This is a genomic window from Polaromonas naphthalenivorans CJ2, assembly GCF_000015505.1.
GTDB lineage: Bacteria > Pseudomonadota > Gammaproteobacteria > Burkholderiales > Burkholderiaceae_C > Polaromonas > Polaromonas naphthalenivorans.
In genome coordinates, this window is sequence record NC_008781.1 from 4,164,904 (window position 1) to 4,186,882 (window position 21,979).

At 62.8% G+C, this 21,979-nt stretch carries 25 protein-coding genes; 14 read left to right on the forward strand and 11 right to left on the reverse strand.

All coding sequences use genetic code 11. The features are described 5' to 3' along the window. Window positions 1–43 precede the first annotated feature (43 nt). From PNAP_RS19495 to PNAP_RS19505, 3 genes are read left to right on the forward strand one after another with little or no spacing between them, the layout of a single operon-like run. Window positions 44–1,234, forward strand: a complete 1,191-nt coding sequence (locus PNAP_RS19495) for an efflux RND transporter periplasmic adaptor subunit (protein ID WP_011803263.1) — start codon at window positions 44–46, stop codon at window positions 1,232–1,234. Then, complete coding sequence (locus PNAP_RS19500) at window positions 1,231–4,365, forward strand: efflux RND transporter permease subunit (RefSeq protein WP_011803264.1); 3,135 nt, start codon at window positions 1,231–1,233, stop codon at window positions 4,363–4,365. The genes PNAP_RS19495 and PNAP_RS19500 overlap by 4 nt, the downstream gene beginning before the upstream one ends. A 50-nt stretch (window positions 4,366–4,415) precedes the next feature. Next, a complete protein-coding gene (locus PNAP_RS19505; protein ID WP_011803265.1) occupies window positions 4,416–4,673 on the forward strand; it encodes a hypothetical protein in 258 nt (85 codons plus the stop codon). 61 nt (window positions 4,674–4,734) lie between these two features. Here the strand turns inward: PNAP_RS19505 and PNAP_RS28170 are convergent, their stop codons facing one another. From PNAP_RS28170 to PNAP_RS19520, 4 genes are all read right to left on the reverse strand, one after another. Next, the gene (locus tag PNAP_RS28170; protein ID WP_269667271.1) at window positions 4,735–4,860 is read right to left on the reverse strand and encodes a hypothetical protein; all 126 of its coding nucleotides are present in this window, start codon (window positions 4,858–4,860) and stop codon (window positions 4,735–4,737) included. Window positions 4,861–4,912: 52 nt separating this feature from the next. Continuing rightward, complete coding sequence (locus tag PNAP_RS19510) at window positions 4,913–5,167, reverse strand: Txe/YoeB family addiction module toxin (protein WP_011803266.1); 255 nt, start codon at window positions 5,165–5,167, stop codon at window positions 4,913–4,915. Continuing rightward, window positions 5,164–5,415, reverse strand: coding sequence for a type II toxin-antitoxin system Phd/YefM family antitoxin (locus tag PNAP_RS19515; protein WP_011803267.1), 252 nt, complete (start codon window positions 5,413–5,415; stop codon window positions 5,164–5,166). The genes PNAP_RS19510 and PNAP_RS19515 overlap by 4 nt, the downstream gene beginning before the upstream one ends. Before the next feature lie 257 nt (window positions 5,416–5,672). Next, a complete protein-coding gene (locus PNAP_RS19520; protein ID WP_011803268.1) occupies window positions 5,673–6,611 on the reverse strand; it encodes a LysR family transcriptional regulator in 939 nt (312 codons plus the stop codon). A 98-nt stretch (window positions 6,612–6,709) separates the two neighbouring features. Between PNAP_RS19520 and PNAP_RS19525 the strand changes: the two genes are divergently transcribed. From PNAP_RS19525 to PNAP_RS19535, 3 genes are all read left to right on the forward strand, one after another. After that, complete coding sequence (locus tag PNAP_RS19525; protein ID WP_011803269.1) at window positions 6,710–7,717, forward strand: tripartite tricarboxylate transporter substrate binding protein; 1,008 nt, start codon at window positions 6,710–6,712, stop codon at window positions 7,715–7,717. Beyond that, the gene (locus tag PNAP_RS19530) at window positions 7,714–8,802 is read left to right on the forward strand and encodes a maleylacetate reductase (protein WP_011803270.1); all 1,089 of its coding nucleotides are present in this window, start codon (window positions 7,714–7,716) and stop codon (window positions 8,800–8,802) included. Before PNAP_RS19525 ends, PNAP_RS19530 begins: the two co-directional genes overlap by 4 nt. Before the next feature lie 99 nt (window positions 8,803–8,901). After that, complete coding sequence (locus PNAP_RS19535) at window positions 8,902–9,897, forward strand: NAD(P)H-quinone oxidoreductase (protein ID WP_011803271.1); 996 nt, start codon at window positions 8,902–8,904, stop codon at window positions 9,895–9,897. A 120-nt stretch (window positions 9,898–10,017) separates the two neighbouring features. Here the strand turns inward: PNAP_RS19535 and rfaE2 are convergent, their stop codons facing one another. Next, window positions 10,018–10,512, reverse strand: coding sequence for a D-glycero-beta-D-manno-heptose 1-phosphate adenylyltransferase (gene rfaE2 / locus PNAP_RS19540; RefSeq protein ID WP_011803272.1), 495 nt, complete (start codon window positions 10,510–10,512; stop codon window positions 10,018–10,020). Next, complete coding sequence (locus tag PNAP_RS19545) at window positions 10,509–11,378, reverse strand: ferritin (RefSeq protein WP_011803273.1); 870 nt, start codon at window positions 11,376–11,378, stop codon at window positions 10,509–10,511. Before PNAP_RS19545 ends, rfaE2 begins: the two co-directional genes overlap by 4 nt. 208 nt (window positions 11,379–11,586) lie before the next feature. Here PNAP_RS19545 and PNAP_RS19550 point away from each other — a divergent pair, with 208 nt between their 5' ends. Continuing rightward, on the forward strand, window positions 11,587–12,180 hold the full coding sequence (locus PNAP_RS19550; RefSeq protein ID WP_041376830.1) for a glutathione peroxidase: 594 nt from the start codon (window positions 11,587–11,589) through the stop codon (window positions 12,178–12,180). A 332-nt stretch (window positions 12,181–12,512) separates the two neighbouring features. On the opposite strand, the gene PNAP_RS19555 is transcribed toward PNAP_RS19550, so the two are convergent. Beyond that, on the reverse strand, window positions 12,513–13,127 hold the full coding sequence (locus tag PNAP_RS19555) for a glutathione S-transferase N-terminal domain-containing protein (RefSeq protein ID WP_011803275.1): 615 nt from the start codon (window positions 13,125–13,127) through the stop codon (window positions 12,513–12,515). Window positions 13,128–13,283: 156 nt separating this feature from the next. Here PNAP_RS19555 and purB point away from each other — a divergent pair, with 156 nt between their 5' ends. Beyond that, window positions 13,284–14,663: an adenylosuccinate lyase gene (gene purB, locus PNAP_RS19560; RefSeq protein WP_041376831.1), complete on the forward strand. Its 1,380-nt coding sequence runs from the start codon at window positions 13,284–13,286 to the stop codon at window positions 14,661–14,663. 70 nt (window positions 14,664–14,733) lie between these two features. On the opposite strand, the gene PNAP_RS19565 is transcribed toward purB, so the two are convergent. Beyond that, on the reverse strand, window positions 14,734–15,045 hold the full coding sequence (locus PNAP_RS19565; RefSeq protein WP_011803277.1) for a hypothetical protein: 312 nt from the start codon (window positions 15,043–15,045) through the stop codon (window positions 14,734–14,736). 106 nt (window positions 15,046–15,151) lie between these two features. Continuing rightward, window positions 15,152–15,562, reverse strand: a complete 411-nt coding sequence (locus tag PNAP_RS19570) for a DUF3717 domain-containing protein (RefSeq protein ID WP_011803278.1) — start codon at window positions 15,560–15,562, stop codon at window positions 15,152–15,154. Between the two features lie 455 nt (window positions 15,563–16,017). Between PNAP_RS19570 and PNAP_RS19575 the strand changes: the two genes are divergently transcribed. Further along, window positions 16,018–16,734, forward strand: a complete 717-nt coding sequence (locus PNAP_RS19575) for a TerC family protein (RefSeq protein ID WP_011803279.1) — start codon at window positions 16,018–16,020, stop codon at window positions 16,732–16,734. A 52-nt stretch (window positions 16,735–16,786) separates the two neighbouring features. After that, window positions 16,787–17,140, forward strand: coding sequence for a phage holin family protein (locus PNAP_RS19580; protein ID WP_011803280.1), 354 nt, complete (start codon window positions 16,787–16,789; stop codon window positions 17,138–17,140). Here the strand turns inward: PNAP_RS19580 and PNAP_RS19585 are convergent. Then, on the reverse strand, window positions 17,096–18,745 hold the full coding sequence (locus PNAP_RS19585) for a M48 family metalloprotease (RefSeq protein ID WP_011803281.1): 1,650 nt from the start codon (window positions 18,743–18,745) through the stop codon (window positions 17,096–17,098). The two genes, PNAP_RS19580 and PNAP_RS19585, sit on opposite strands and share 45 nt — an antisense overlap. A gap of 80 nt (window positions 18,746–18,825) precedes the next feature. Here PNAP_RS19585 and moaC point away from each other — a divergent pair, with 80 nt between their 5' ends. Beyond that, complete coding sequence (moaC, locus tag PNAP_RS19590; protein ID WP_011803282.1) at window positions 18,826–19,347, forward strand: cyclic pyranopterin monophosphate synthase MoaC; 522 nt, start codon at window positions 18,826–18,828, stop codon at window positions 19,345–19,347. Window positions 19,348–19,478: 131 nt separating this feature from the next. Then, window positions 19,479–20,462: a site-specific integrase gene (locus tag PNAP_RS19595; protein ID WP_011803283.1), complete on the forward strand. Its 984-nt coding sequence runs from the start codon at window positions 19,479–19,481 to the stop codon at window positions 20,460–20,462. Window positions 20,463–20,489: 27 nt separating this feature from the next. On the opposite strand, the gene PNAP_RS27145 is transcribed toward PNAP_RS19595, so the two are convergent. After that, window positions 20,490–20,675: a hypothetical protein gene (locus PNAP_RS27145; RefSeq protein ID WP_157040331.1), complete on the reverse strand. Its 186-nt coding sequence runs from the start codon at window positions 20,673–20,675 to the stop codon at window positions 20,490–20,492. A 655-nt stretch (window positions 20,676–21,330) separates the two neighbouring features. Between PNAP_RS27145 and PNAP_RS25910 the strand changes: the two genes are divergently transcribed. Further along, window positions 21,331–21,558, forward strand: a complete 228-nt coding sequence (locus tag PNAP_RS25910; protein ID WP_083758070.1) for a hypothetical protein — start codon at window positions 21,331–21,333, stop codon at window positions 21,556–21,558. A 14-nt stretch (window positions 21,559–21,572) separates the two neighbouring features. Then, window positions 21,573–21,890, forward strand: coding sequence for a hypothetical protein (locus PNAP_RS19600; protein WP_011803285.1), 318 nt, complete (start codon window positions 21,573–21,575; stop codon window positions 21,888–21,890). Window positions 21,891–21,979: the final 89 nt, after the last annotated feature.

A 21,979-nucleotide genomic window follows, 5' to 3' on the forward strand; every position in this document is an offset into this window, starting at 1 on the left:
CCGATAGACCGGCCCCGGCCATCCTCCTGACTGAGCTTTCACCATGAACAAACCCTCTGCCAAGTCCGTCATCGTCGCCGCCATCGCCGTGCTGGCCATCGCTGCAGGCGCTTACTTTGTCACCTCCAGCCCGCGTGATTCAACCGCAGCCAGCCCGCCCAAGGCCGCGCCCAAGCCCGCGCTGACCGTGACCGCCGCCCTGCCCGAATCGACCCGCTTGGCCGTCACGCTGGCGGCCAACGGCAACATCGCCGCCTGGCAGGAAGCCGTCATCGGCGCCGAGTCAAGCGGCCTGCGGCTGACCGAGGTGCGCGTCAACGTCGGCGACGTGGTCAAGGCCGGCCAGGTGCTGGCGACGTTTTCGACGGACAGCGTGCAGGCCGACGTGGCGCAGGCGCGCGCCAGCCTGCTGGAGGCGCAGGCCAACGCGGCCGATGCCGCCGCCAATGCCGAACGCGCGCGCAGCCTGCAAAGCTCGGGCGCGCTGAGCGCCCAGCAGATCAACCAGTATTTAACGCTTGAGAAAACCGCCAAAGCGCGCGCCGAAGCCGCGCAGGCGGTGCTCGGCGCGCAGCAGTTGCGCGGCCGCCAGACGCAGGTGCTGGCGCCCGACAGCGGCGTGATCTCGGCGCGCAGCGCCACCGTGGGCGCGGTCGTCGGCAACGGCGCCGAGCTGTTTCGCATGATCCGCCAGGGCCGGCTGGAGTGGCGCGCCGAAGTGACCTCCAGCGAACTGGGCCGGATCAGGGAAGGCCTGCCGGTCAGCGTGACTCCAGCCAGCGGCGGCGAACTGCGCGGGCGCGTGCGCATGCTCGCGCCCAGCGTCGATCCGTTGACGCGCTCGGCGCTGGTGTATGTCGATCTGCCCTCGGCCGCCAGCAAGGGCTCGACCGCCAGGGCCGGCATGTTTGCGCGCGGCGAGTTTGACCTGGGCGCGTCCACCTCGCTGACCATTCCCCAGCGCGCGCTGGTGGTGCGCGACGGCTTCAACTACGTGTTCCGGCTGGGCGACGGCAACCGCGTCAGCCAGCTCAAGGTGCAGACCGGGCGGCTGGCCGGCGAGCGCATCGAAGTCGTCTCGGGCCTGCCAGCGGATGCGCGCATCGTCGTCAACGGCGCGGGCTTCCTGAATGACGGCGATCTGGTGCGGATTAGTCAGGAAAATGAATCAAATCAGACTCCTGCGCAGGCTGCATCAGCGCAAACAGCTATCAAAGAAGGAGCAAACCCATGAACGTCTCCTCCTGGTCCATCAAGAACCCGATTCCGGCGGTGATGCTGTTCGTGCTGCTCGCCTTTGGCGGCATGCTGTCGTTCAACGCCATGAAGGTGCAGAACTTTCCCGACATCGATTTACCCACCGTCAGCGTCTCGGCCTCGCTGCCGGGCGCGGCGCCCGCACAGCTGGAGACCGAAGTCGCGCGCAAGCTGGAGAACTCGATTGCCACCGTGCAGGGCCTCAAGCACATCATGACCAAGGTGCAGGACGGCGGCGTGAGCGTCACCGCCGAATTCCGCCTTGAAAAGCCGGTGCAGGAAGCGGTGGACGACGTGCGCTCGGCCGTGGCGCGCGTGCGCTCGGACCTGCCCGCCGACGTGCGCGACCCGGTCGTCACCAAGGTCGATCTGGCCGGGCAGCCGATCCTGGCCTTCACGATTGCCTCCAGCCGCATGGACGCCGAGGCGCTGTCGTGGTTTGTCGATAACGACATTTCGCGCAAGCTGCTGGCCGTGCGCGGCGTGGGCGCGGTGAATCGCGTCGGCGGCGTGACGCGCGAGGTGCGCGTGGCGCTGGATGCCTCCAAGCTACAGGCGCTGGGCGCCAGCGCCGCCGACATTTCGCGCCAGCTCAAGCAGGTGCAGACCGAAAGCGCGGGCGGCCGCACCGACCTGGGCGGCAGCGAGCAGCCGGTGCGCACGCTGGCCACCGTCAAGTCGGCGCAGGAATTGGGCGCGCTCGAACTGGCGCTGGGCGACGGCCGCAGGATTCGCCTCAGCGATGTCGCCACCGTCAGCGACACCGTGTCCGAGCCGCGCTCGGCCGCGCTGCTCGACGGCAAGCCGGTCGTCGGCTTTGAAGTCGCGCGCAGCCGGGGCGAGAGCGAAGTCACCGTCGGCAATGCGGTGCAGTCCGCTTTAGCCGACCTCAAGGCCCAGCATCCCGACCTGGTGCTGACCGAAGCGTTCAATTTCGTGCAGCCCGTGCAGGAGGAATACGACGGCTCGATGCACCTGCTCTACGAAGGCGCGATTCTGGCGGTGCTGGTGGTCTGGCTGTTCTTGCGCGACTGGCGCGCCACCTTTGTCTCGGCCGTGGCGCTGCCGCTGTCGGTGATTCCGGCCTTCATCGGCATGCAGCTGCTGGGCTTTTCGATCAACGTCATCACGCTGCTGGCGCTGTCGCTGGTCATCGGCATCCTGGTCGATGATGCGATTGTCGAGGTCGAGAACATCGTGCGGCATCTGCGCATGGGCAAGACGCCTTACCAGGCGGCGATGGAGGCGGCCGACGAGATCGGCCTGGCGGTGGTCGCCACGACCTTCACGCTGGTCGCGGTGTTTTTGCCGACGGCCTTCATGAGCGGCATCGCCGGCAAGTTCTTCAAGCAGTTCGGCTGGACGGCGGCACTGGCGGTCATCGCCTCGCTGGTGGTGGCGCGGGTGCTGACGCCGATGATGGCCGCGTATATTTTGAAACCCATCGTCGGCGACCACAGGGAGCCGGGCTGGCTCAAGGTGTACATACGCGCCGCCGGCTGGTGCCTGCAGCACCGCGTGGTCACGATGGTCATGGCGACGCTGTTCTTTGTCGGCTCCATCCTCTTGATTCCGCTGCTGCCGACCGGCTTCATCCCGCCCGACGACAACTCGCAGACGCAGGTGTACCTGGAACTGCAGCCCGGCTCCACCCTCAAGCAGACCGAAGCGGCGGCCGAGCAGGCGCGGCTGATGATTGCCAAGGTCGAGCATGTGCGCAGCGTGTACACCACGATTGGCGGCGGCACGGCGGGCAGCGACCCGTTTGCCGGCTCGGGCGCGGCCGAAACGCGCAAGGCCACGCTGACCGTGCAGCTCGCCGAGCGCGGCGACCGGCCGCGCAAGCAGGGCATCGAGAACAAGATGCGCAGCGCGCTCGAAGCCCTGCCCGGCGTGCGCAGCAAGGTCGGCCTCGGCGGCTCGGGCGAGAAATACATCCTGGTGCTGACCAGCGAAGACCCGCTGGCCCTGAACGCTGCCGCGCGCGCGGTCGAAAAGGACTTGCGCACCATTCCCGGCCTGGGCAGCGTGGCGTCGAGCGCCAGCCTGATCCGCCCCGAAATCGCCGTGCGGCCCGACTTTGCGCGCGCCGCCGACCTGGGTGTGACCAGCGCCGCCATCGGCGACACGCTGCGCATCGCCACGCTCGGCGACTACGACGTGTCGCTGCCCAAGCTCAACCTGTCCGAGCGCCAGGTGCCGATTGTGGTCAAGCTGGCCGACGCCGCGCGCCGGGACCTGAGCGTTCTCGAACGCCTGTCAGTGCCGGGCGCCAGGGGGCCGGTGATGCTCGGCCAGGTCGCGACGCTGTCGATTGCCAGCGGCCCGGCCATCATCGACCGCTACGACCGCTCGCGCAACGTGAACTTCGAGATCGAGCTGTCCGGCCTGCCGCTGGGCGACGTGACCAAGGCGGTGCAGGAACTGCCCGCCGTGAAGAACCTGCCCGCCGGCGTGAAGGTGGTGGAAATCGGCGACGCCGAGGTCATGGGCGAGCTGTTCGCCAGCTTCGGCCTGGCGATGCTGACCGGCGTGCTGTGCATCTACATCGTGCTGGTGCTGCTGTTCAAGGACTTTCTGCACCCGGTGACCATTCTTGCCGCTTTGCCCCTGTCCTTGGGCGGCGCGTTCGTCGGCCTGCTGATCGCCGACAAGAGCTTTTCGATGCCCTCGCTGATCGGCCTGATCATGCTGATGGGCATCGCCACCAAGAACTCGATTTTGCTGGTCGAGTACGCCATCGTGGCGCGGCGCGGGCACGACGGCAGCGACGGCCATCCGGTGGTCGCAGGCATGAGCCGGCGGGATGCGCTGCTCGACGCCTGCCACAAGCGCGCCCGCCCCATCATCATGACCACGCTGGCCATGGGTGCGGGCATGCTGCCGATTGCGCTGGGCTTCGGCGCGGCGGATTCGAGCTTTCGCTCGCCGATGGCGGTCGCCGTGATCGGCGGGCTGATCACCTCGACGGTGCTGAGCCTCTTGGTGGTGCCGGCGGTGTTCACGTATATGGATGATCTGGAGCAGTTCATCAGACGCATGGCGGGGAAGGTGCGGGGCAGGCCGGTTGAAGTGGCGGCGGTGCGGGCTGGGGATGTGGCGCCTTGAGAGCAGCCTTCCGCATAAATCACAATACACACCAAAGCTTGTAGGCGCCTATGAACACCAAATGGCATCGCGAAATGATTGAGGCGCTCGGAATGATGGCCAAGAAATCGCGCATCGTTAATAAACTCAATGCGGTTGTCGCGCACTCAGACGATCCTGAACTTCGAAAACTGGCGGAAAAACTCATTGGTGAAATCCGCGCTACAAGTTCAAACACCGAAGCCAGCGCCCCCAAGGAAATGCGTATTGGCGTTCCAACGGCCAAGAAAGCTCTCGACTACTGCAACTCGCTGGCCTATCGAGAATGAGGCTGGATGATGACGCAATGAAATCAGCCTTCTGCGCAATCAGGACATGCGCAATCAGCTATTAATACGATAGCAAAATCCAGCCCGCAGCAGAACCCGCGCAAATCTTCCTCACCAGCGCCGTCGTCGTCGAATACCCATCGACAAACGCAATCGCCAGCGCCTGCCCGCCGTAGGCTTTCACCACCGCCGTCTCGGACTGAGTTTGTCCATGTCGCGGTCGCCACCCCTGGGCGTTTTCAATAGTGGTAACGAAGCTGCGCCAGCAAAAGCGCATCGCCTTCTACCTTGTAAACCATGCGATGTTCATCGGTAATCCGGCGCGACCAGAAGCCTGACAGCGCATGCTTGAGCGGCTCGGGCTTGCCGACACCCGAGAACGGTTCGCGCTGTGTCTCCCGGATGAGCTTGTTGATGCGCTCAACCATCCGCTTGTCGTGCTTTTGCCAGTAGAGGTAGTCTTCCCAAGCCTCATCCGCAAAGACCAGCTTCACTCGCTCAACTCCCGCTCAGTGCCTTGGCCAGCGGTGAGTTGGGCAGCGGCAGCGAGCAGGCGCTTGGCGTTGGCGGGGCTGCGCAGCAGGTAGGCCGTTTCTTCCAGCGCCTGGAAGTCCTCCAGCGAGAGCATGACCACGGATTGTTGTCCGTTGCGGGTGATGATCAAGGCTTCATGGTCGTTGCACACCCGATTCATGGTGCTGGCCAGGTTGGCGCGGGCGGCAGAGTAGGTGATGGCATTCATAACGAGGCTCCAAATATGTACGTGTTATTGTACAATCATGAATGATGAAGTGCAAACCGGCACGCCCAGCCCATTGAATACCCGCACAACGACAAACTCTTGAAGAAATCAGCCTTTTGCGCAATCAGGATATGCGCTAGCAGCTATTAATAAAGTAGCAATCCTCATCCCGCCACAGACCCTCTCGACCAACGCAATCGCCAGCAGCAGCACACTGCCCAGCGTCACGTTCCGTGCATGGCCTGCGGCCGCGCTGCCTACGAGGCCGGCTTTGCCGTCGCGGCATCGCGCACCCAGCTGGCGGAGCGTCCGATGCTGTCGAGCAGGTGCTGGGTGAAGGCCCGGGTCTTTGAATTGGCGCGCGGCGCGGCCCGCATCAGGAAAATGCCCGACACCGGCTGCGCCGCAAGGCCCGCCAGTTCAAGCTCGACGAGACGCCCTGCCGCCAGGTCTTCGCCGATGGCCCAGTTGGGCATCAAGGCAATGCCGAGCCCCTGGGCCGCCGAGAGGCGGCGCGCATCGCAGTCATCGCACTCGAAAGCAAACTGCGCCGGCAGCAGGCCGTTGTGGCCGACGAGTTCACGCCAGCCGCGCGCCGCGGTGTTGTGCTGCCGGTCGATCAGCCGGTGCCGGGCCAGTTCGTCGAAATGCGTGGGATGCCCATGGCGTTCGAGGTAGGCCGGCGAAGCCCCGACGATGTAGCGCTGGTTGCCGATGCGCTGGCTGATCATGCTGCTGTCAGGCTGAGGACCGACGCGAATCACAAGATCGAAGCGTTCGAGCACCGCATCCACCACCCGCTCGGTGAGTTCCAGCTCCACGCGCAAGTCGGGATGCTTCTCGAACAGCGAACCGAGGTGCGGCACCACATGGCGGCGGCCAAAAGCGGGCACGCAGCTGACGCGCAGCAGGCCTTGCACCTTTTGCTCCAGCGACACCACCTCGCCGCGCACCTCGGTCATGTCGCTCAACAGCTTGACGGCTCGGTCAAACAGCAGCTGCCCCGCATCGGTCATCACGAGCGCGCGGGTGGAACGCGTGAAGAGCGCGACCTTCAGGTCCTGCTCCAGGGCGTCGATCTGGCGTGCCACCGATGAGGCGACCATTCCCTGGCGTCGCGCGACGACCGAGAAACTCCTGGCCTGCGCCACGTCCACGAACATCGACAGGTTTTCTGCAAATTTAACGGATTTCATTTGTGCATCTTATGCAAAAGCGTTTAGCGTATGGACGTTATTGTCACTATTTTTTGCCACTGATAGCATCCAGCCGGTACCAACCCAAGGAGCATCGGATGGATTTTCAGAACACACAACACCACGGCCAGGCCCGCCGCCCTGCTGCGCTGGCACGCCGGCTGGCGCTCGGCATGGCGCTGTGCCTGGGTGTCTCAAGCTGGGCGCAGGCGCAGGCCTATCCTTCGCGCCTGGTCACGCTGGTCGTCCCTTTTGCGGCCGGCGGCACGGTGGACAAGGTCGCCCGCCAGATCCAGGAGCCGCTTCGCGCCCGGCTGGGCCAGCAACTGATCATCGAGAACAAGGGTGGTGCGGGCGGCACCATCGGGATGGCCGCCGTGGCCAAGAGCGCACCGGACGGCTACACGCTGGCCCTGGTGTTCGACTCGTACGCCACCGAGCAGCACATCTACCCCAAGCTGCCTTATGTGACCGCACGCGACCTCACGGGCGTGTCTTACATCGCGCGCTCGCCCATGGTGCTGGTGGTGCCTGCCGCGTCGCCGTTCAAGACGCTGCAGGAATATGTCGCTGCGGCGAAGCAAAAAGGTGCGGTGTCGTTCGCATCGGTGGGGGCGGGAAGCTCGAACCACCTGGCGGCCGAGCTGTTTCATGAGACGGCGGGAACCAGTGGCCTGCACATCCCGTTCAAGGGCGGCGGCCCGGCCTTGACCGACCTGATGGGCGGCCATGTGGATTCGATGATTGCCAGCCTGCCCCTGGTGCTGCCGCAGGTGAAGGCGGGCAAGCTGCGGGCGCTGGCCGTGACCTCGCCGCAGCGCAGCCCGGCACTGCCGGGCGTGCCGGCGCTGGCCGAAAGCTACAAGGGCTTTGAAGTCTATTCATGGGTCGGCATGGTGGCGCCGGCCAGGACGCCCGAGCCGGTGCTGGACCGCCTGGCCGCCGACATGAGCGCGGTCTTGCATGACCCGGCGGTGGCCAGGCGCTTTACCGACGATGGCTTCGAGGTCGTGGCGGGCTCGCGTGAACAGATGAACCGCCTGGTCAAGTCCGAAAGCGAACGCTGGGGCCGCGTGATCAAGCGCCACAACATCGTCGCCGAATGATGGCCGATCACCACATGGGCGGCCTGGGGCACTTCACCTTCGTCAGCCAGCCGCAGCGGGTGGCGTTCGGTGCCGGCATGCTGGCGCGCACGGGCGCCGAACTCGATGCCATGGGGGCGCGCAGGGCTATCTTGCTCTGCACGCCGCAGCAGCGGGCGCAGGCCGAGCAACTGGCCGACCTGCTCGGCTCGCGCGCCGCCGGCATCTTCGACGGGGCCGTGATGCATGTGCCGCTCGCCACCGCACAGGATGCGCGCCGGTTTGCGGCGCAGCACGGCGCCGACTGCGCGGTGGCCATCGGCGGCGGCTCGACCATCGGCCTGGGCAAAGCGATTGCGCTGGACTCCGGGCTGCCGGTGCTGGCCATTCCCACCACCTATGCGGGCTCGGAGATGACGCCGATCTACGGCCTGACCGACAACGGCCTGAAGCGCACCGGAAGGGATTTGCGCGTCCTGCCGCGCACCGTGATCTACGACCCCGAACTCACGCTGGCGCTGCCGGTCGGCATGTCGGTCGTCAGCGGCATCAACGCCATCGCCCATGCGGCGGAGGGCCTGTATGCCGCCGACGGCAATCCGGTCATGAGCCTGCTGGCCGAAGAAGGCATTGCGGCGCTGGCGCGCGCACTTCCGGCCATCCGGCTGGATGCGCGCGACCTGCGGGCGCGCGCCGACGCGCTCTACGGCACATGGCTGTGCGGCAAGGTGCTGGGCAGCGTCGGCATGGGCCTGCACCACAAGCTGTGCCACACGCTGGGCGGCAGCTTCAACCTGCCGCATGCCGAAACACACACCATCGTGCTGCCCCATGCGCTGGCCTACAACAGCGCGGCCGCGCAGCCGGCGATGCGGCGCATCGCCAGGGCCTTGCAGGGCGACAACGCCGCGATGGCGGTGTACCGGCTGGCGCAGTCCAACGGCGCGCCGCTGGCGCTGAAGGACATCGGCATGCAGGCAGCGGACCTGGACCGCGCCTGCGCGATCACGATGCAAGACGAGTACCCGAACCCGCGCCCGTTGCAGGCCAAGGCCTTGCGGCAATTGCTGCAGGACGCTTTCGACGGCGCGCCTCCCGCCCCGTGACATGCCTCCCGCCCCGTGACATTCAACACCAGCCGTCCGGATGGAGGCATTGGGCGGCCCCCCGTTTTTTTTTACCCGGTCAAACCAGCAAGGATCAGCATGAAAGCCATCAATTTCAAGGAGTTCGGCGAAGCCGATGTATTGCAGCTGGGCGACGCCCCCGAACCGGTGCTGCGCCCGCATGACCTGCTGGTGCGCAACCACGCGGTGGGCGTCAACCGCGCCGACCTGACGCACAGGCGCGGCGGCTACGGCCGTGCCAACTTCGGCGACTCAGACATCATGGGGCTTGAGATCGCGGGCGAAGTCATCGCCACCGGTGCCGAGGTCGATGGGTTCCAGACCGGTGACCGCGTCATGGGCATCGTCGGCGGCGGCGCCTATGCGGAAATCGCGCGCATCGACTACCGGATGGCCATGCACATCCCCGAGAGACTCGACTACATCCATGCGGCAGCGATTCCCGAAGTGTTCGTCACGGCGCATGAAGCATTGGTTCACCTGGGCCGCCTGCAGGCAGGCGATGCCGTTCTGATTCATGCAGCGGCAGGCGGCGTCGGCTCGGCCGCCGTGCAGTTGGCGCATGCCATCGGCACGCAGGTGTTTGCGACCGCCGATGCCAGCAAGCTCGAGCGCGTCCAGCAACTTGGCGCCGACCGGGGCATCGACTACAAGACCGAAGACTTCGCCGCCGTGATCGCCGGGGCCACGGACGGACGCGGCGTCGATGTGGTCATCGATTTCATCGGCGCGCCATACCTTGAGCGCAATCTCCTGAGCCTTGCGGACGGCGGACGCCTGGTTCAGGTCGGCCTGCTGGGCGGCGGCAAGAATGCCGCGCTGCCGCTGGACCGGCTGCTTTACAAACACCTGCAGATCATGGGAACCGTCATGAAATCCCGGCCGCCACAGGTCAAGCAGGCGATGGTGCGCAGGTTCAGCGAACAGTGGCTGCGTCATTTCGAGCGCGCAAACCTGGCGCCAGTGCTCGACAGTGTCTTTGCGCTGTCAAAAGCGGCGGATGCGCATCGGCGGATGGAATCGGGCTTGAACGTCGGCAAGATTATTCTCATCCCCTTCGGAAACGGCGCTTAAAGCCCGGTCGCTGCCCGCCAGCAAAGAGGCTGGTGCCCTGGGCAGTGACCGGATTTCAATGAAATCAGCCTTCTGCGCAACCAGGACGGGCATAAACAGCTATCAATAAAATAGCAAATCTCAGCCCGCCGCTTCCCCACCCCGAATCTTCCTCACCAGCGCAGTCGTCGAATACCCATCGACAAACGGAATCGCCAGCGCCTGCCCGCCGTAGGCTTTCACCACCGCCGTTTCGGCCAGTTTGTCCATGTCGTAGTCGCCGCCCTTGACCAGCACGTCGGGCTTGATCTCGCTGATCAGCTCCAGCGGCGTGTCCTCGTCGAACCAGGTCACCAGGCTGACCGATTCGAGCGCGGCGATCAGCACGGCGCGGTCTTCCTGCCGGTTCAGCGGGCGCTCCGGGCCTTTGCCCAGCCTCCGGGCCGAGGCGTCGGTGTTGAGCGCCACCACCAGGCTGGCGCCGAGCTGGCGCGCCTGCGCCAGGTAGGTCGCGTGGCCGCAGTGCAGCACGTCGAACACGCCATTGGTGAAGACGACGGGGGGCGGCAGCGCGGCGACGCGGGCGGGTGCGTCCTCGCGGGCGACGATCTTGTCCAAAAATGCAGGAGGCTTCATGAAACGTGGGGTGTGGCGCCGGGCTCCAGGGACGCGGCCATCTGGCGCCCCAGTTCCTTGCGGTAGTGGTTGAGCTGCTGGACGGTCTTGAAAGGCTGGCCCAGCAAAAGCCCCAGATTGTGCAGGATGCGCTCGACCACGCGGCTTTCCCACACCGCATCGAAGCAGATCTGCGTGTCCAGCCAGTGTTCCAGCCACTCGGGGTCGGGCAAGCGGCTCTGGACGGTATCGCGCGGGAACAAAGCTTTGTTGACATGCAGGTTGGTCGGATGCAGGGCCTGCGAGGTGCGCCGCGCGCTGGCCATCAGCACGCCGACCTTGGCAAAAGCCGCCTTGGCCGCGATGCCGGACTGGCCGATGGCGCGCTTCATGTAGCGCAAATAAGCACCGCCGTGGCGCGCCTCGTCCTGGCCGATCAGGGTGTAGATTTGCTTGATGACCGGCTCGGTATGCCATTCGCTGGCGCAGCGGTACCAGTGGTTCAGGCGAATCTCGCCGCAAAAATGCAGCATCAGGGTTTCGAGCGGCGGCGCGGGCTCGAACTCGAAGCGCACCGCGTGCAGCTCTTGCTCGGTCGGCAGCAGCTCGGGCCGGAAGCGCCGCAAATACTCCATCAGCACCAGCGAATGCTTTTGCTCCTCGAAAAACCAGATTGACATGAAGGCCGAGAAATCGCTGTCGCCCCGGTTGTCGCGCAGGAACATTTCGGTCGCCGGCAGGGCCGACCACTCGGTGATCGCGTTCATTCGGATGGTCTGGGCCTGCTCGTCGGTCAGCAGCGAAGCGTCAAAAGCGGACCACGGGATGTCGGTGTCCATGTTCCAGCGCACGGCTTCGAGCTGCTTGAACAATTCGGGGTAAAGCATGGGAACTCCTTCGCCGGCAGATACTCAATTCATCCTGTGCTGGATGCAGCGCTTGTCTGGATATTCATTGAATTTTAGGAACGGACCGTGACAAGCAATGCCGTCAGGGCCTTTGCAGCACAGCCGGCCCGGGCAGCAAAAAAATCCGGATCCAGTCGCAAGCCCCCTGCGTATAAACGTAAATCATCATTTTTAATGTAAGCACGCCATGGACGCTTTTCCCCTCCCCTTTGTGGCTTGGGCGCTCATTGCCAGCGCTGCGCTGGCCGCCACTTTCCCCGCAGGCGCGGCCAGCCTTGACGCGCCGTCCACGCCGCCGTCCTGCCCCGCGCTTTTGCAACAAAACGTGCTGCGCCTGCAGGATGAAAAACCGCAGTCGCTGTGCCAGTACAGCGGCAAGGTCGTGGTAGTCGTCAACACCGCCAGCTTTTGCGGCTTTACCCCGCAGTACAAGGGCCTGGAAGCGCTGCATGCCAAATACCAGGGGCGCGGCCTGGTGGTGCTGGGCTTTCCGTCCAATGACTTTTCGCAGGAAACCGGCAGCAACAAGGAGATTGCCGACTTTTGCGAGAACACCTTCGGCGTGAAATTCCCGATGTTCACCAAGACCCGCGTGACCGGCAAGGACGCCAGCCCGCTCTTTAAACAGCTGGCCGACAAGACCGGCACCGCGCCGCGCTGGAACTTCTACAAATACATCATTGCGCGCGACGGCACGGCGGTGGCCGCCTTCAATTCCATGACCGACCCGGCAGGCGGCAAGTTCGTGGCCGAAATCGAAAAGCAGCTGGCCAGGCCATGAGCCCAGCAAGCCCCTGCGTACAGGCTGCAAAACGCTTAACAAAAATTTACCGAAGCTTTTTCCGGCAAGCAGGAACTCGTTTAGGCTGTCTTCAGTCTTACTGTTTATATCGTTTACCTTGTATCAGGCCTTGCGCAGCAATACACAAACAAGGTAACCACCGTTTCATTGTTGCGAAGCCTTTCCGGCCATCCAGGCCGGTCTGCATGTCCGGGGCGGTTTCACTCCTCCCTCACTCCCTTGTTCGCACCGGGACGCTTCGCAACATTTTTATCTCCGGGGCAGCGGTATGCGCAGTCATGGCCGCGCTCCCGCAGGGGCCGCGCGCGGCTTCAGCCCGCCGGGACTTCCACGAAGCTCGGGCGCAGGGCGAGCTTTTGCTGCAGCTTGGCCAGCTTGGGATGGTTTTCACGCCAGGCGATCTCGGGGAAGCGAAAATCCAGATAACCCAGGGCACAGCCGACCGCCACATCCGACAGGCTGAAATGAACGCCGCTGCAATACGCCTTGTCGCCCAGGCCCTTGCTCATGGCCTGCAGCGCAGTGTCGATTTTTCCCATCTGCCGCATGATCCAGGCGTCGCAGCGCTGCTCGGCGCTGCGGCCGGACCAGGTCGCCTCCAGCCGGGCCAGCAAGGCGGCATCCATGATGCCATCGGCCAGCGCTTCCCAGGTCTTGACCTCGGCGCGCTCCCGGCCCTGCGCAGGAATCAGCTTGCCCACCGGCGACAGCGTGTCCAGGTATTCGACGATGACGCGCGAGTCGAATATCGCCTCGCCCGCCTCCATCACCAGGCAGGGCACCTTGCCCAGCGGATTGGAGGTACTCATGGCTGAGTTTTCTGCCCAGACATCTTCCAGTACAAACTGGTAGTCGAGCTTTTTTTCTGCCATGACAATGCGCACCTTGCGTACATAGGGGCTGGTGGCGGATCCGATGAGTTTCATGATGAAGTTAAGTTCTTGTCGTGGTCCGGGAGATGGTAGATTCTATCGAGTCAAGGCACGGCTTGAACAACATGGCGGCAGGCCATGAAGATAGCAGTTTTTCATCCATTAAACCGGCGCCAGGCCCCTGGCCAGTGCCGCCTACAATCACACCCCATGAGCTTTTCACCCATCAACGCCCTGTCGCCGCTGGACGGCCGATACGTCGCCAAACTCGCCACCCTGCGCCCCCTGATGTCCGAGCAGGGCTATATGCACCGCCGGGTCCAGGTCGAAATTGCCTGGTTCATTGCGCTGTCAGACGCCAAATTCGCCGAATTCAAGCCGCTCAGCCCCGGCGCGCGCACTTATTTGCTGGGCCTGGTCAAGAACTTCTCCGAAGCCGACGCCTGCGCCATCAAGACGATTGAAAAAACCACCAACCACGATGTCAAGGCCGTCGAATACTGGATCAAGTCCAAGTTCGAAGCCCGGCCCGAGTTGCAGGCCGCCAGCGAATTCGTTCACTTTGCCTGCACCAGCGAAGACATCAACAACACCAGCCAGGCCCTGCAGCTGAAAAGCAGCCGCGAGCAGGTCGTGCTGCCGGCGCTCGACAAGGTCATTGACAAGCTGCGCCAGCTGGCGCACGCGCATGCCGACGTGCCCATGCTCAGCCGCACCCACGGCCAGACCGCCAGCCCGACCACCGTCGGCAAGGAAATCGCCAACGTGGTCGTTCGCCTGGTCAATACCCGCGAAAAGATTGCCGGCATCAAGCTGATGGCGAAGATGAACGGCGCCGTGGGCAACTTCAACGCCCACCTGGCCGCCTGGCCCGACTTTGACTGGGAAGCCTTCAGCCGCCATGTGATTGAAACGCCCGAGCCGCTGGGCCTGGGCCTGACCTTCCAGCCCTACAGCATCCAGATCGAGCCGCACGATTACATGGCCGAGCTGTTCGACGCGGTGGCCCGCACCAACACCATCCTGATCGACCTGGCGCGCGACATCTGGGGCTATGTCAGCGTCGGCTACTTCAAGCAGCGCCTCAAAGAGGGCGAAATCGGCTCCTCGACCATGCCGCACAAGGTCAACCCGATTGACTTTGAAAACGCCGAGGGCAACCTGGGCCTGGCCAACGCGCTGCTGCGCCACATGAGCGAAAAGCTGCCCATCAGCCGCTGGCAGCGCGACCTGACCGACTCGACCGTGCTGCGCAACATGGGCGTGGCGCTGGGCTACGCCGTGCTGGCCTACAACTCGCTGTGCATCGGCCTGAACAAGCTCGAACTCAACAACGAAGCGCTGGCCGACGACCTGGACAATTCATGGGAAGTGCTGGCCGAGCCGATCCAGACGGTCATGCGCCGCTACGCCGTAGCGGGCGCCTACGAGAAGCTCAAGGAAGTCACGCGCGGCAAGACCGTCAGGCCCGAAGACCTGCATGGCCTGATCCGGTCGCTGGAAATCCCTGATGCCGCCAAGGAACGCCTGCTGGCCATGACGCCGGGCAGCTATGTCGGCATGGCGGCTGAACTGGCCAAACGGGTGTAAGCGGATTCCTAAATATTGAAGCGGGCTTTGGACAGCCCGCTTTTTTTGTGCCCGGCGCAGGCTGCAGCGCTCAGGCCAAACCTGCCGGCATGGCCGTTCCGCAATGCCAGCACTGCTCGAATCCGCCTTCGACCGTTTCGCCGCAACGGCACAGCCAGCGCCGCTGCGGCATGTTCTGCAGCGCGTCCAGCAAGGCGCGCGCGCCGGCTTGCTCTTCGTCGTTCGTCAGCCAGACTTCGGGCTGGCACTGGTCGGGCGGCAATTCGCCCGCCACGCTGCCCAGGAAATAGCGCTGCATGCTGGCTGAATAACCGGCCTGCTGCAAGGCATCCACCCACAAAGCGGCGATGGCAATATTCGGGGCGCGGGTCAGGCGAAGCATGTCGGCAGTGTAGCGCTTAAATACGGATCACTCTTAAATTGATAGCTGCCAGCGCACTGTGCATATGCGCAAAAGCCCTGTTTGGCTTAAAAATGCACCTGCCAGGCTACTTTTTTTCCAGCGCCCGGTCGGCATAGCGGCCAAAACGCCAGGCCGTGGCCTCCTGGGTGATGCGCCGCCAGGTGATTCGCTTTTCAACCGGACTCATCGCCAGCCAGTGCTGCACCTCTTCAAAAGTGCGGCCGCAGCCCTTGCACAATGCATCGCCCTGGCTGGTCGAGCAGATGGCGATGCACGGCGTGTCGGCCGTGGTGTCGTACCACGCATGCCAGGCGGCCAGCGCACCGGCCGGAAAATCGGCTTCGTCGGCCGTGTCCTGGTGCTCGAACACCATGCGCGCATACACCCCGGCCAGGGCGCGCACCTCGGGCGCGAGCGTCACGCCGTCGGCCGAGGGGTGTTTGCCGCGCCAATAATTGATGGCGGCTTCGATGTCGATGATGTGGATGCCGGGCATGGGAACATGGGAAGAAGAAAAAAGCAAAAGGCGCCGCGGGCAACATGGCCTGGGCCGGGCGCCTGATTATCGGCCGGTAGGCCGCCCTGTTCCGGGGGCCGGGGAAATCCGCAAAAGACCACAGCAATTGCAATGAAATACCAAGTCCTGTCCAATACCGGCTTCGAAGGGGAGTAACTCCCTGGTTGTTGCGGGGCCTGTTTCATCCACAGCCCGCCACAACCGCTTCGGCAAGTCGTCAATACGAAGCTCACGCTTCCGGCTTGCCGGGCATGCAGCCCCGCTGCAGGCCGAGCCAGACCTTCGATTGAAACCGGTGCAGGTTCAATCGAGGTGTTCGTGGCGTTTGAAAAATCCCATCCGCAACTTCGCCTGGCCCTGTCCGGTTTCACCCCTGCGGACAGCCGTTCATCCGGCTGTCCACCCTTGAAACCTGAATCTGGAAAGCCTGCGCAATGGAATTATTTACAGCCCCCTGGTGGTCGGCCCTGCTGGCCATCATTTTGATTGACCTGGTACTGGCCGGCGACAACGCCATCGTGATTGCGCTGGCCGCGCGCAACCTGCCGCCCCATCTGCAGAAAAAGGCCATTGTCTGGGGCGCCGCCGGGGCGATTGTGGTGCGCTCGGTGATGACCATCGGCGTGGTGTGGCTGCTGAAAATTCCCGGCCTGATGCTGGTCGGCGGACTGGGCCTGCTGTGGGTAGCCTACCAACTGCTGGCCGACCAGGGCGACAAAGAGCATGACGGCCCGGTGGCCAGCACCTTCTGGGGCGCCATGAAGACCATTGTGATCGCCGACGCGCTGATGGGCATCGACAACGTGCTGGGCGTGGCCGGTGCGGCGCATGGCGCGTTTGACCTGGTCGTCATCGGCCTGCTGGTGAGCGTGCCCATCGTGGTGTTCGGCAGCACCATGGTGCTCAAGCTGGTCGAGCGCTTCCCCGTCATCATCAAGATCGGCGCGGCCGTGCTGGCCTTCACCGCCGCCAAAATGATTGTCGGCGAGCAGTTGCTTGACTCCATTTATGGCGGCCCCGGCGTCCTGCCATCGGCGCAGTCCCTGCATACCGCCGCCGAGTGGGCGACTTATGCCGCCGCCGTGGCGGGTGTGCTGGCCGCCGGCTGGTGGGCCAACCGCCGCGCCCAGGCGGCACGCCAATCGGCCTGAGAAGCCTTGAGCTGCCGTTGCTGCCAAAAATCGGCAGTGGTATTCTGGCGCCATGAAACTTCTCCTCAAATGGCTGCTCAGCGCCGCCGCCCTGCTGGCGGTGGCCTACCTGTATTCGGGCGTGGTGGTGACCAGCTTTACCGGCGCGCTGATTGCGGCGGCGGTGCTCGGCGCGCTGAACATGGTGGTGCGCCCAGTCCTGGTGCTGCTGACGCTGCCGGTCACGGTGATCACGCTGGGGCTGTTCCTGTTTGTCGTCAATGCCCTGATGTTCTGGGCGGCGGCCAGCTTGGTCAGCGGGCTGAACGTCAACGGCTTCGGCGCCGCGCTGCTGGGCTCGCTGATCTACTCGGTGCTGCAGCTAGCGATTGACTTTGTCCTCGAGCGCCTGCTCTTTAAGGATTGACTCGACCTGCCGGGTGCGGGTGTCGATGATCGAGCCTTCCACATAATCGGCGCTGGCCGGGCTGCTGCGCATCAAGCCCTGCGCCGCCTTGAAGCGGTCCAGCGCAGCGGCGTAGTCGAGCTGGGCGGCGCGGCTTTCGGCATCGGCCCGGATCGCCCGCACCGGCTGGTTTTGCTGGCCGCAGGCAACGGCCAGCAACTGCCAGGCCATCGCATCGCGGGGATGCACGGCCACCCAGGTCTGCAGCGCCTGCGACACGTCCGGCGCGCGGCTGGCCGCCATCAGCGCCTTCGCCTGCAGCAGCAACTCGGCCCGCGAGCCGGCCTTGCCGATGTCGGCCGAGGCTGCGGACGCCGGTATTTTGCCCTCCAGCAAATCGACCTCGATGGCCAGCAGTTCGGCGGCCTTGGCCGCAGGCCCGATGTCGGCGGTGAGCGGCTTGAGCCGGCCGAGCAGGTTGCGCGCCGCCGAAAAATCACGCAGCTGGGCGGCAGCGAAGGCGCCGCCATACAGCGCGCCAGCATCGCGGACCGTGGCCGCCGACACCGCTGGCGCCGCCGGCTGCGGCGCGGGCAAGGCAGCCGCCCTGCGCTGGCCCTCGGCCAGCATGGTGCGCAGCGCATCCACGCCGGGAACGGCCAGGATGCGGGCGCGGGGGGCCATCATCGCGTGCAGCAGCTGCGTGCGGCTCTCGGCGGCCAGCTTCTCGGGTGACGGCTTGGCTGCCGCCGACGCCAGCTGCACGCGGGCCTGCGCCTCGGCGATGCGCTCGGTGGTCAGCGGGTGCGAGCGCAGGTAGGGAAACGAGCCGTTGTCATTGAGCCGGTTGGCCTGCTGCAGCTTTTCGAACATGCCCGAGACGCCCCGGCTGGCATAGCCGGCGCCCTCCATCACGCCAAAGCCGACGCGGTCGGCCTCGCGCTCCATGTCGCGCGAAAAATTCAGCTGCCCCTGCGCCGCCAGTGCCTGCCCGCCGACGATGGCCGCGCTGCCCGCGTTGGGGTTCTTGTTGGCGGCCAGCACCCCCAAAATCATTGCCGCAATCATCCACGGCGCCTGCCGGGACTGCTGCGTCATCAGCCGCGAAATATGCCGCTGCGTGACATGGCTCATTTCATGGGCCAGCACGGCGGCCAGTTCATCGGCGCTGCCCACGGTGCCGATCAGGCCCAGGTGCACGCCAAAATAGCCGCCGGGCAGGGCAAATGCGTTGATGCTGCGGTCGCGGATCAGGAACAGTTCCCAGGCAAAGCGCTCGTCGAGTTCCGCCGGCAGCTCGCCCCGCGCGCGCGCGGCAGCCATCAGCGGCTGCCAGATGCCCTGCAGGTAGTCCACCAGCACCGGGTCATCGACATAGTCGGGGTCGCGGTAAATGCTGACGGCAATGCGGTCGCCGATGCGGCGCTCGGCGGCGGCGGACAGCTCGGAGTTGTCGCCCAGCGACGGCAGCGAGCCGGTTGCCCGGCCAGGCGCGGCGCCCGCCGTCTGGGCCAGCGAGAGGGGCGGCGCAAGCTGGCACAGCGCCAGCGCCAGCACCAGCACCAGCCGGCGCCAGGCATGGCGCGGCTGTGGCGGGGTGTTGTCAGAGCGGTTCGAAGAAGTCAAGAGCAGTTACCTTCAGGGCGTGTAGGGATGCACAGGCAAGCTTTTATGATGATGCATTCTTGTAAAGGTTCTGTATCAACATGACGACATCTTCACCCCTCACCCATTTTGACGGCCAGGGCCAGGCCCACATGGTCGATGTCGCGGCCAAGGCGGCCACGCACCGCATCGCCGTTGCCCAGGGCCGGATCGAGATGAAACCGGCCACGCTGGCCCTGATTCTGGCTGGCAACGCCAAAAAAGGCGATGTGCTGGGCATTGCCCGCATCGCCGGCATCATGGCGGCCAAAAAAACCAGCGACCTGATTCCCCTGTGCCATCCGCTGGCGCTGACCCGAATTGCTATTGAATTCATAGCTAGTTCCGCTGGTGGAACAAGCGCAAACGGTCTTATTGATGATGAAACGGCTCATGTGAGCTGCGCCGCCACGGTCGAAACCGTCGGCCCGACCGGCGTCGAGATGGAAGCGCTGACGGCCGTCACCGCCGCCCTGCTGACGATCTACGACATGTGCAAGGCGGTGGACCGGGGCATGACCATCACCGATGTGAAGCTGCTGGAAAAGCATGGCGGGAAGTCGGGGAGCTTTGTAACGTGTTGAAATCATTAGGTTTTTTTGAAATAACTGAGTGAAGACCTGTGTAATTTTTCAGTAGGTCTAAAGCGGTTTTTCAGAAGTTTTTTGAAATTTATGCATTTTTGTCCCTCGTTTGTCCCACTTAGAGGAAAACGATGGCAACTTTTCGCAAACGCGGCAATGGCTGGCAAGTACGTGTAAGGCGTCTTGGATACCCTGATGAAGTCAAGACATTTCCCATCAAGTTAGATGCTGAACAATGGGCACGATCTATTGAATCCGATATGGATCGTGGCCCGTTTGTCAGTAGAAACATTGCTGAGCAAACCAGTTTTGGCGATGTCATGCGTCGATACATGAAGGAAATCACTCCGGGAAAACGTGGCTGTCTTGAAGAAACCATCCGGTTGACAGCCACACTTCGACTGAAAATTTCGAAATTCAGCATGGTCAATCTCACACCTGAAGTCTTGGCAGAGTATCGGGATGAACGTCTAAAAAGTTGTCAACCAAGCACGGTAGTTCGTGATTTGGCTGTACTGTCTTCCATCATCAATCATGCAAGGCGTGAATGGAGATTTCCCATTCAGAACCCGATTGAAATGATCCGCAAGCCCACCATGCCGCCGGGGCGTGACCGGGTTCTGAGTCGAACCGATGAGGTGACCCTGCTGACGGAACTGTTGCCTACAGGGCGTCGTAACCCGTTGATGCAACCCATAGTGGTCATAGCCATCGAAACTGCAATGCGGCGCGGTGAAATCTTAGGTCTGCGATGGGAGCATGTCGATCTGGATCAGCAAACGGTCTTCCTGCCAATTACCAAGAATGGGAAGTCTCGTTACGTACCACTCTCCAAACGCGCTGTCGAAACCCTGCGAACAGTAGATCGTTCAATCGATGGTCGAGTGTTTCCAATTGGAATGGCAGCCATGGAAGCAAATTTTCTGAAGGCAGTGCGACGTGGTAACTTGGGAGATTTGCATTTCCACGATCTACGCCACACTGGGACCAGTCGGATGGCGAACAAATTGCCAAATGTGATCGAACTGGCTGCTGTCACTGGCCACACTTCCCTTCAAATGCTGAAGCGGTACTACCATCCAAAAGCTCATGACTTGGCGATGAAGTTAGGATGATTCTGAATTGAAATTGCCCAGAAATTGTCACCTTGGCATCACGTTCGGAAAAACCATACAGGCCATCTCTGGAAGGGCAAGCTGATTAATTTCGGTCGATTGTTTTTCAGCGAATGCCCAGCCGTTGCCAGAACGAACTGATGGCAGCATCCTTTTGCCGACATTCATCATGCGTGTGGTGGTAGCTGCACCAGTCATCCGGCCCCGGTTCACGGCTCAGTTTTTGTATGTTGTCGTTGACCAAGTGGTGTGTGACGATTGAAACCCGGTTCGCGCATGACGAGTCATGGTTTGCGTGTGCCGGGGTGAATGCAGTACAGGTTGAGCAGGCTCTGCGATGCAGGGTCATTCCTTAGCCTTCCATATGTCAGTACGGATGCAGCAGGGTCATTTTTCCTGCTGGTAGAGCCTTGTCAGATGGCCGGTACAGCGACGCTTGTTTGAGTACGGTGTATATGCATGCGTTGCTTCCGTGACAAACGGTTCTACGAGTGCTTGTCTGCGACCGGGTGTCCTGAAGACAATTTCGCGGCTCGGGATATGTACGACCCGGACTTCTTGATGCGTAGGGTGAGCCACGCTTTTTGTTGCGATGGCAACGGCCAGTGAACGGCTTTTGTAAAGGCGGCTGGGATTTGTGGCTGGTAACAGTTCACCTCCCGATGTGGCTGCGCATTCGATAAGGTACTGACCTAACAATTTTCTGACTTTCCTATTTTTTGTGAATAAAGTTCAAATTTTAATGAAAATCTGTGCAAAATGATTTTTTTGTAACTAAAACCCAACTCAGGGTTTGCGCTACTTACGGTGGTGCGAACGCATATTTCTTCCTGACTAACTGACTGTGAATGGACCTAAACTTGACCGTATGAGCATTGAATCCATCCCCAAATTCACTGGCCCAGCAGCAGAATTGTGGGCAGCCATCCCCGCTGATGCCAAGAAGCAATTGCTATCGAATGTCTGGTGCGGGAAATGTCGCCACGAGGTGACCATCAGCAACTTCACTGGGGCTGTCAAAGGTGGCGACTTGTTGTTGGTCGGTTCGTGTTCGGAATGTCGTGGGGATGTGGCACGATTGGTTGAGGTGAATTGAAGGGCTGCTTGCAGATGATCATTTCCACAAAATTGATCCCTAGAGGTTTTTCAGCCTTCTGCCTGTGGCCGTTCATCTTTGTACGGCCAGAATTTCGCAGCGATACCGCCCTAATCGAACACGAATTGGTTCACTACCGTGAGCAAGCTTGGATCACCCCAGTGTGGGTGATTCTGTATCTCGTTTCCCGAAAATTCCGCCTCGCCGCAGAAGTTCGGGCCTACACGCGGCAAATTGAAGTGGGTGGTGTCACACGGGAACAGGCGGCCCATGCGCTGATGAGCTATCGTCTTGGCATCAGCTACGGAAAAGCCATGCAGGAATTAGCTTGAAAGTAGCGCAATCGGTTGCACTGGAAAACGTGTTTCTTGGAAGTTTCCACCAACTTGCATGCATGTTCCACGTACCATCTGCAAGGCCG

Bases quoted from the DNA above. Each gene is read 5' to 3' on its own strand.
- PNAP_RS19550 (WP_041376830.1), top strand. From the start codon at position 11,587: ATGGACGCTTTTCCCCTCCCCTTTGTGGCTTGGGCGCTCATTGCCAGC.
- PNAP_RS19505 (WP_011803265.1), top strand. From the start codon at position 4,416: ATGAACACCAAATGGCATCGCGAAATGATTGAGGCGCTCGGAATGATG.
- PNAP_RS19495 (WP_011803263.1), top strand. From the start codon at position 44: ATGAACAAACCCTCTGCCAAGTCCGTCATCGTCGCCGCCATCGCCGTG.
- PNAP_RS19575 (WP_011803279.1), top strand. From the start codon at position 16,018: ATGGAATTATTTACAGCCCCCTGGTGGTCGGCCCTGCTGGCCATCATT.
- PNAP_RS19500 (WP_011803264.1), top strand. From the start codon at position 1,231: ATGAACGTCTCCTCCTGGTCCATCAAGAACCCGATTCCGGCGGTGATG.
- PNAP_RS19570 (WP_011803278.1), bottom strand. From the start codon at position 15,562: ATGCCCGGCATCCACATCATCGACATCGAAGCCGCCATCAATTATTGG.
- PNAP_RS19545 (WP_011803273.1), bottom strand. From the start codon at position 11,378: ATGCTTTACCCCGAATTGTTCAAGCAGCTCGAAGCCGTGCGCTGGAAC.
- PNAP_RS19530 (WP_011803270.1), top strand. From the start codon at position 7,714: ATGATGGCCGATCACCACATGGGCGGCCTGGGGCACTTCACCTTCGTC.
- moaC (WP_011803282.1), top strand. From the start codon at position 18,826: ATGACGACATCTTCACCCCTCACCCATTTTGACGGCCAGGGCCAGGCC.
- PNAP_RS19580 (WP_011803280.1), top strand. From the start codon at position 16,787: ATGAAACTTCTCCTCAAATGGCTGCTCAGCGCCGCCGCCCTGCTGGCG.
- rfaE2 (WP_011803272.1), bottom strand. From the start codon at position 10,512: ATGAAGCCTCCTGCATTTTTGGACAAGATCGTCGCCCGCGAGGACGCA.
- purB (WP_041376831.1), top strand. From the start codon at position 13,284: ATGAGCTTTTCACCCATCAACGCCCTGTCGCCGCTGGACGGCCGATAC.
- PNAP_RS25910 (WP_083758070.1), top strand. From the start codon at position 21,331: ATGAGCATTGAATCCATCCCCAAATTCACTGGCCCAGCAGCAGAATTG.
- PNAP_RS19535 (WP_011803271.1), top strand. From the start codon at position 8,902: ATGAAAGCCATCAATTTCAAGGAGTTCGGCGAAGCCGATGTATTGCAG.
- PNAP_RS19520 (WP_011803268.1), bottom strand. From the start codon at position 6,611: ATGAAATCCGTTAAATTTGCAGAAAACCTGTCGATGTTCGTGGACGTG.
- PNAP_RS19525 (WP_011803269.1), top strand. From the start codon at position 6,710: ATGGATTTTCAGAACACACAACACCACGGCCAGGCCCGCCGCCCTGCT.
- PNAP_RS19555 (WP_011803275.1), bottom strand. From the start codon at position 13,127: ATGAAACTCATCGGATCCGCCACCAGCCCCTATGTACGCAAGGTGCGC.
- PNAP_RS19600 (WP_011803285.1), top strand. From the start codon at position 21,573: ATGATCATTTCCACAAAATTGATCCCTAGAGGTTTTTCAGCCTTCTGC.
- PNAP_RS19515 (WP_011803267.1), bottom strand. From the start codon at position 5,415: ATGAATGCCATCACCTACTCTGCCGCCCGCGCCAACCTGGCCAGCACC.
- PNAP_RS19595 (WP_011803283.1), top strand. From the start codon at position 19,479: ATGGCAACTTTTCGCAAACGCGGCAATGGCTGGCAAGTACGTGTAAGG.
- PNAP_RS19565 (WP_011803277.1), bottom strand. From the start codon at position 15,045: ATGCTTCGCCTGACCCGCGCCCCGAATATTGCCATCGCCGCTTTGTGG.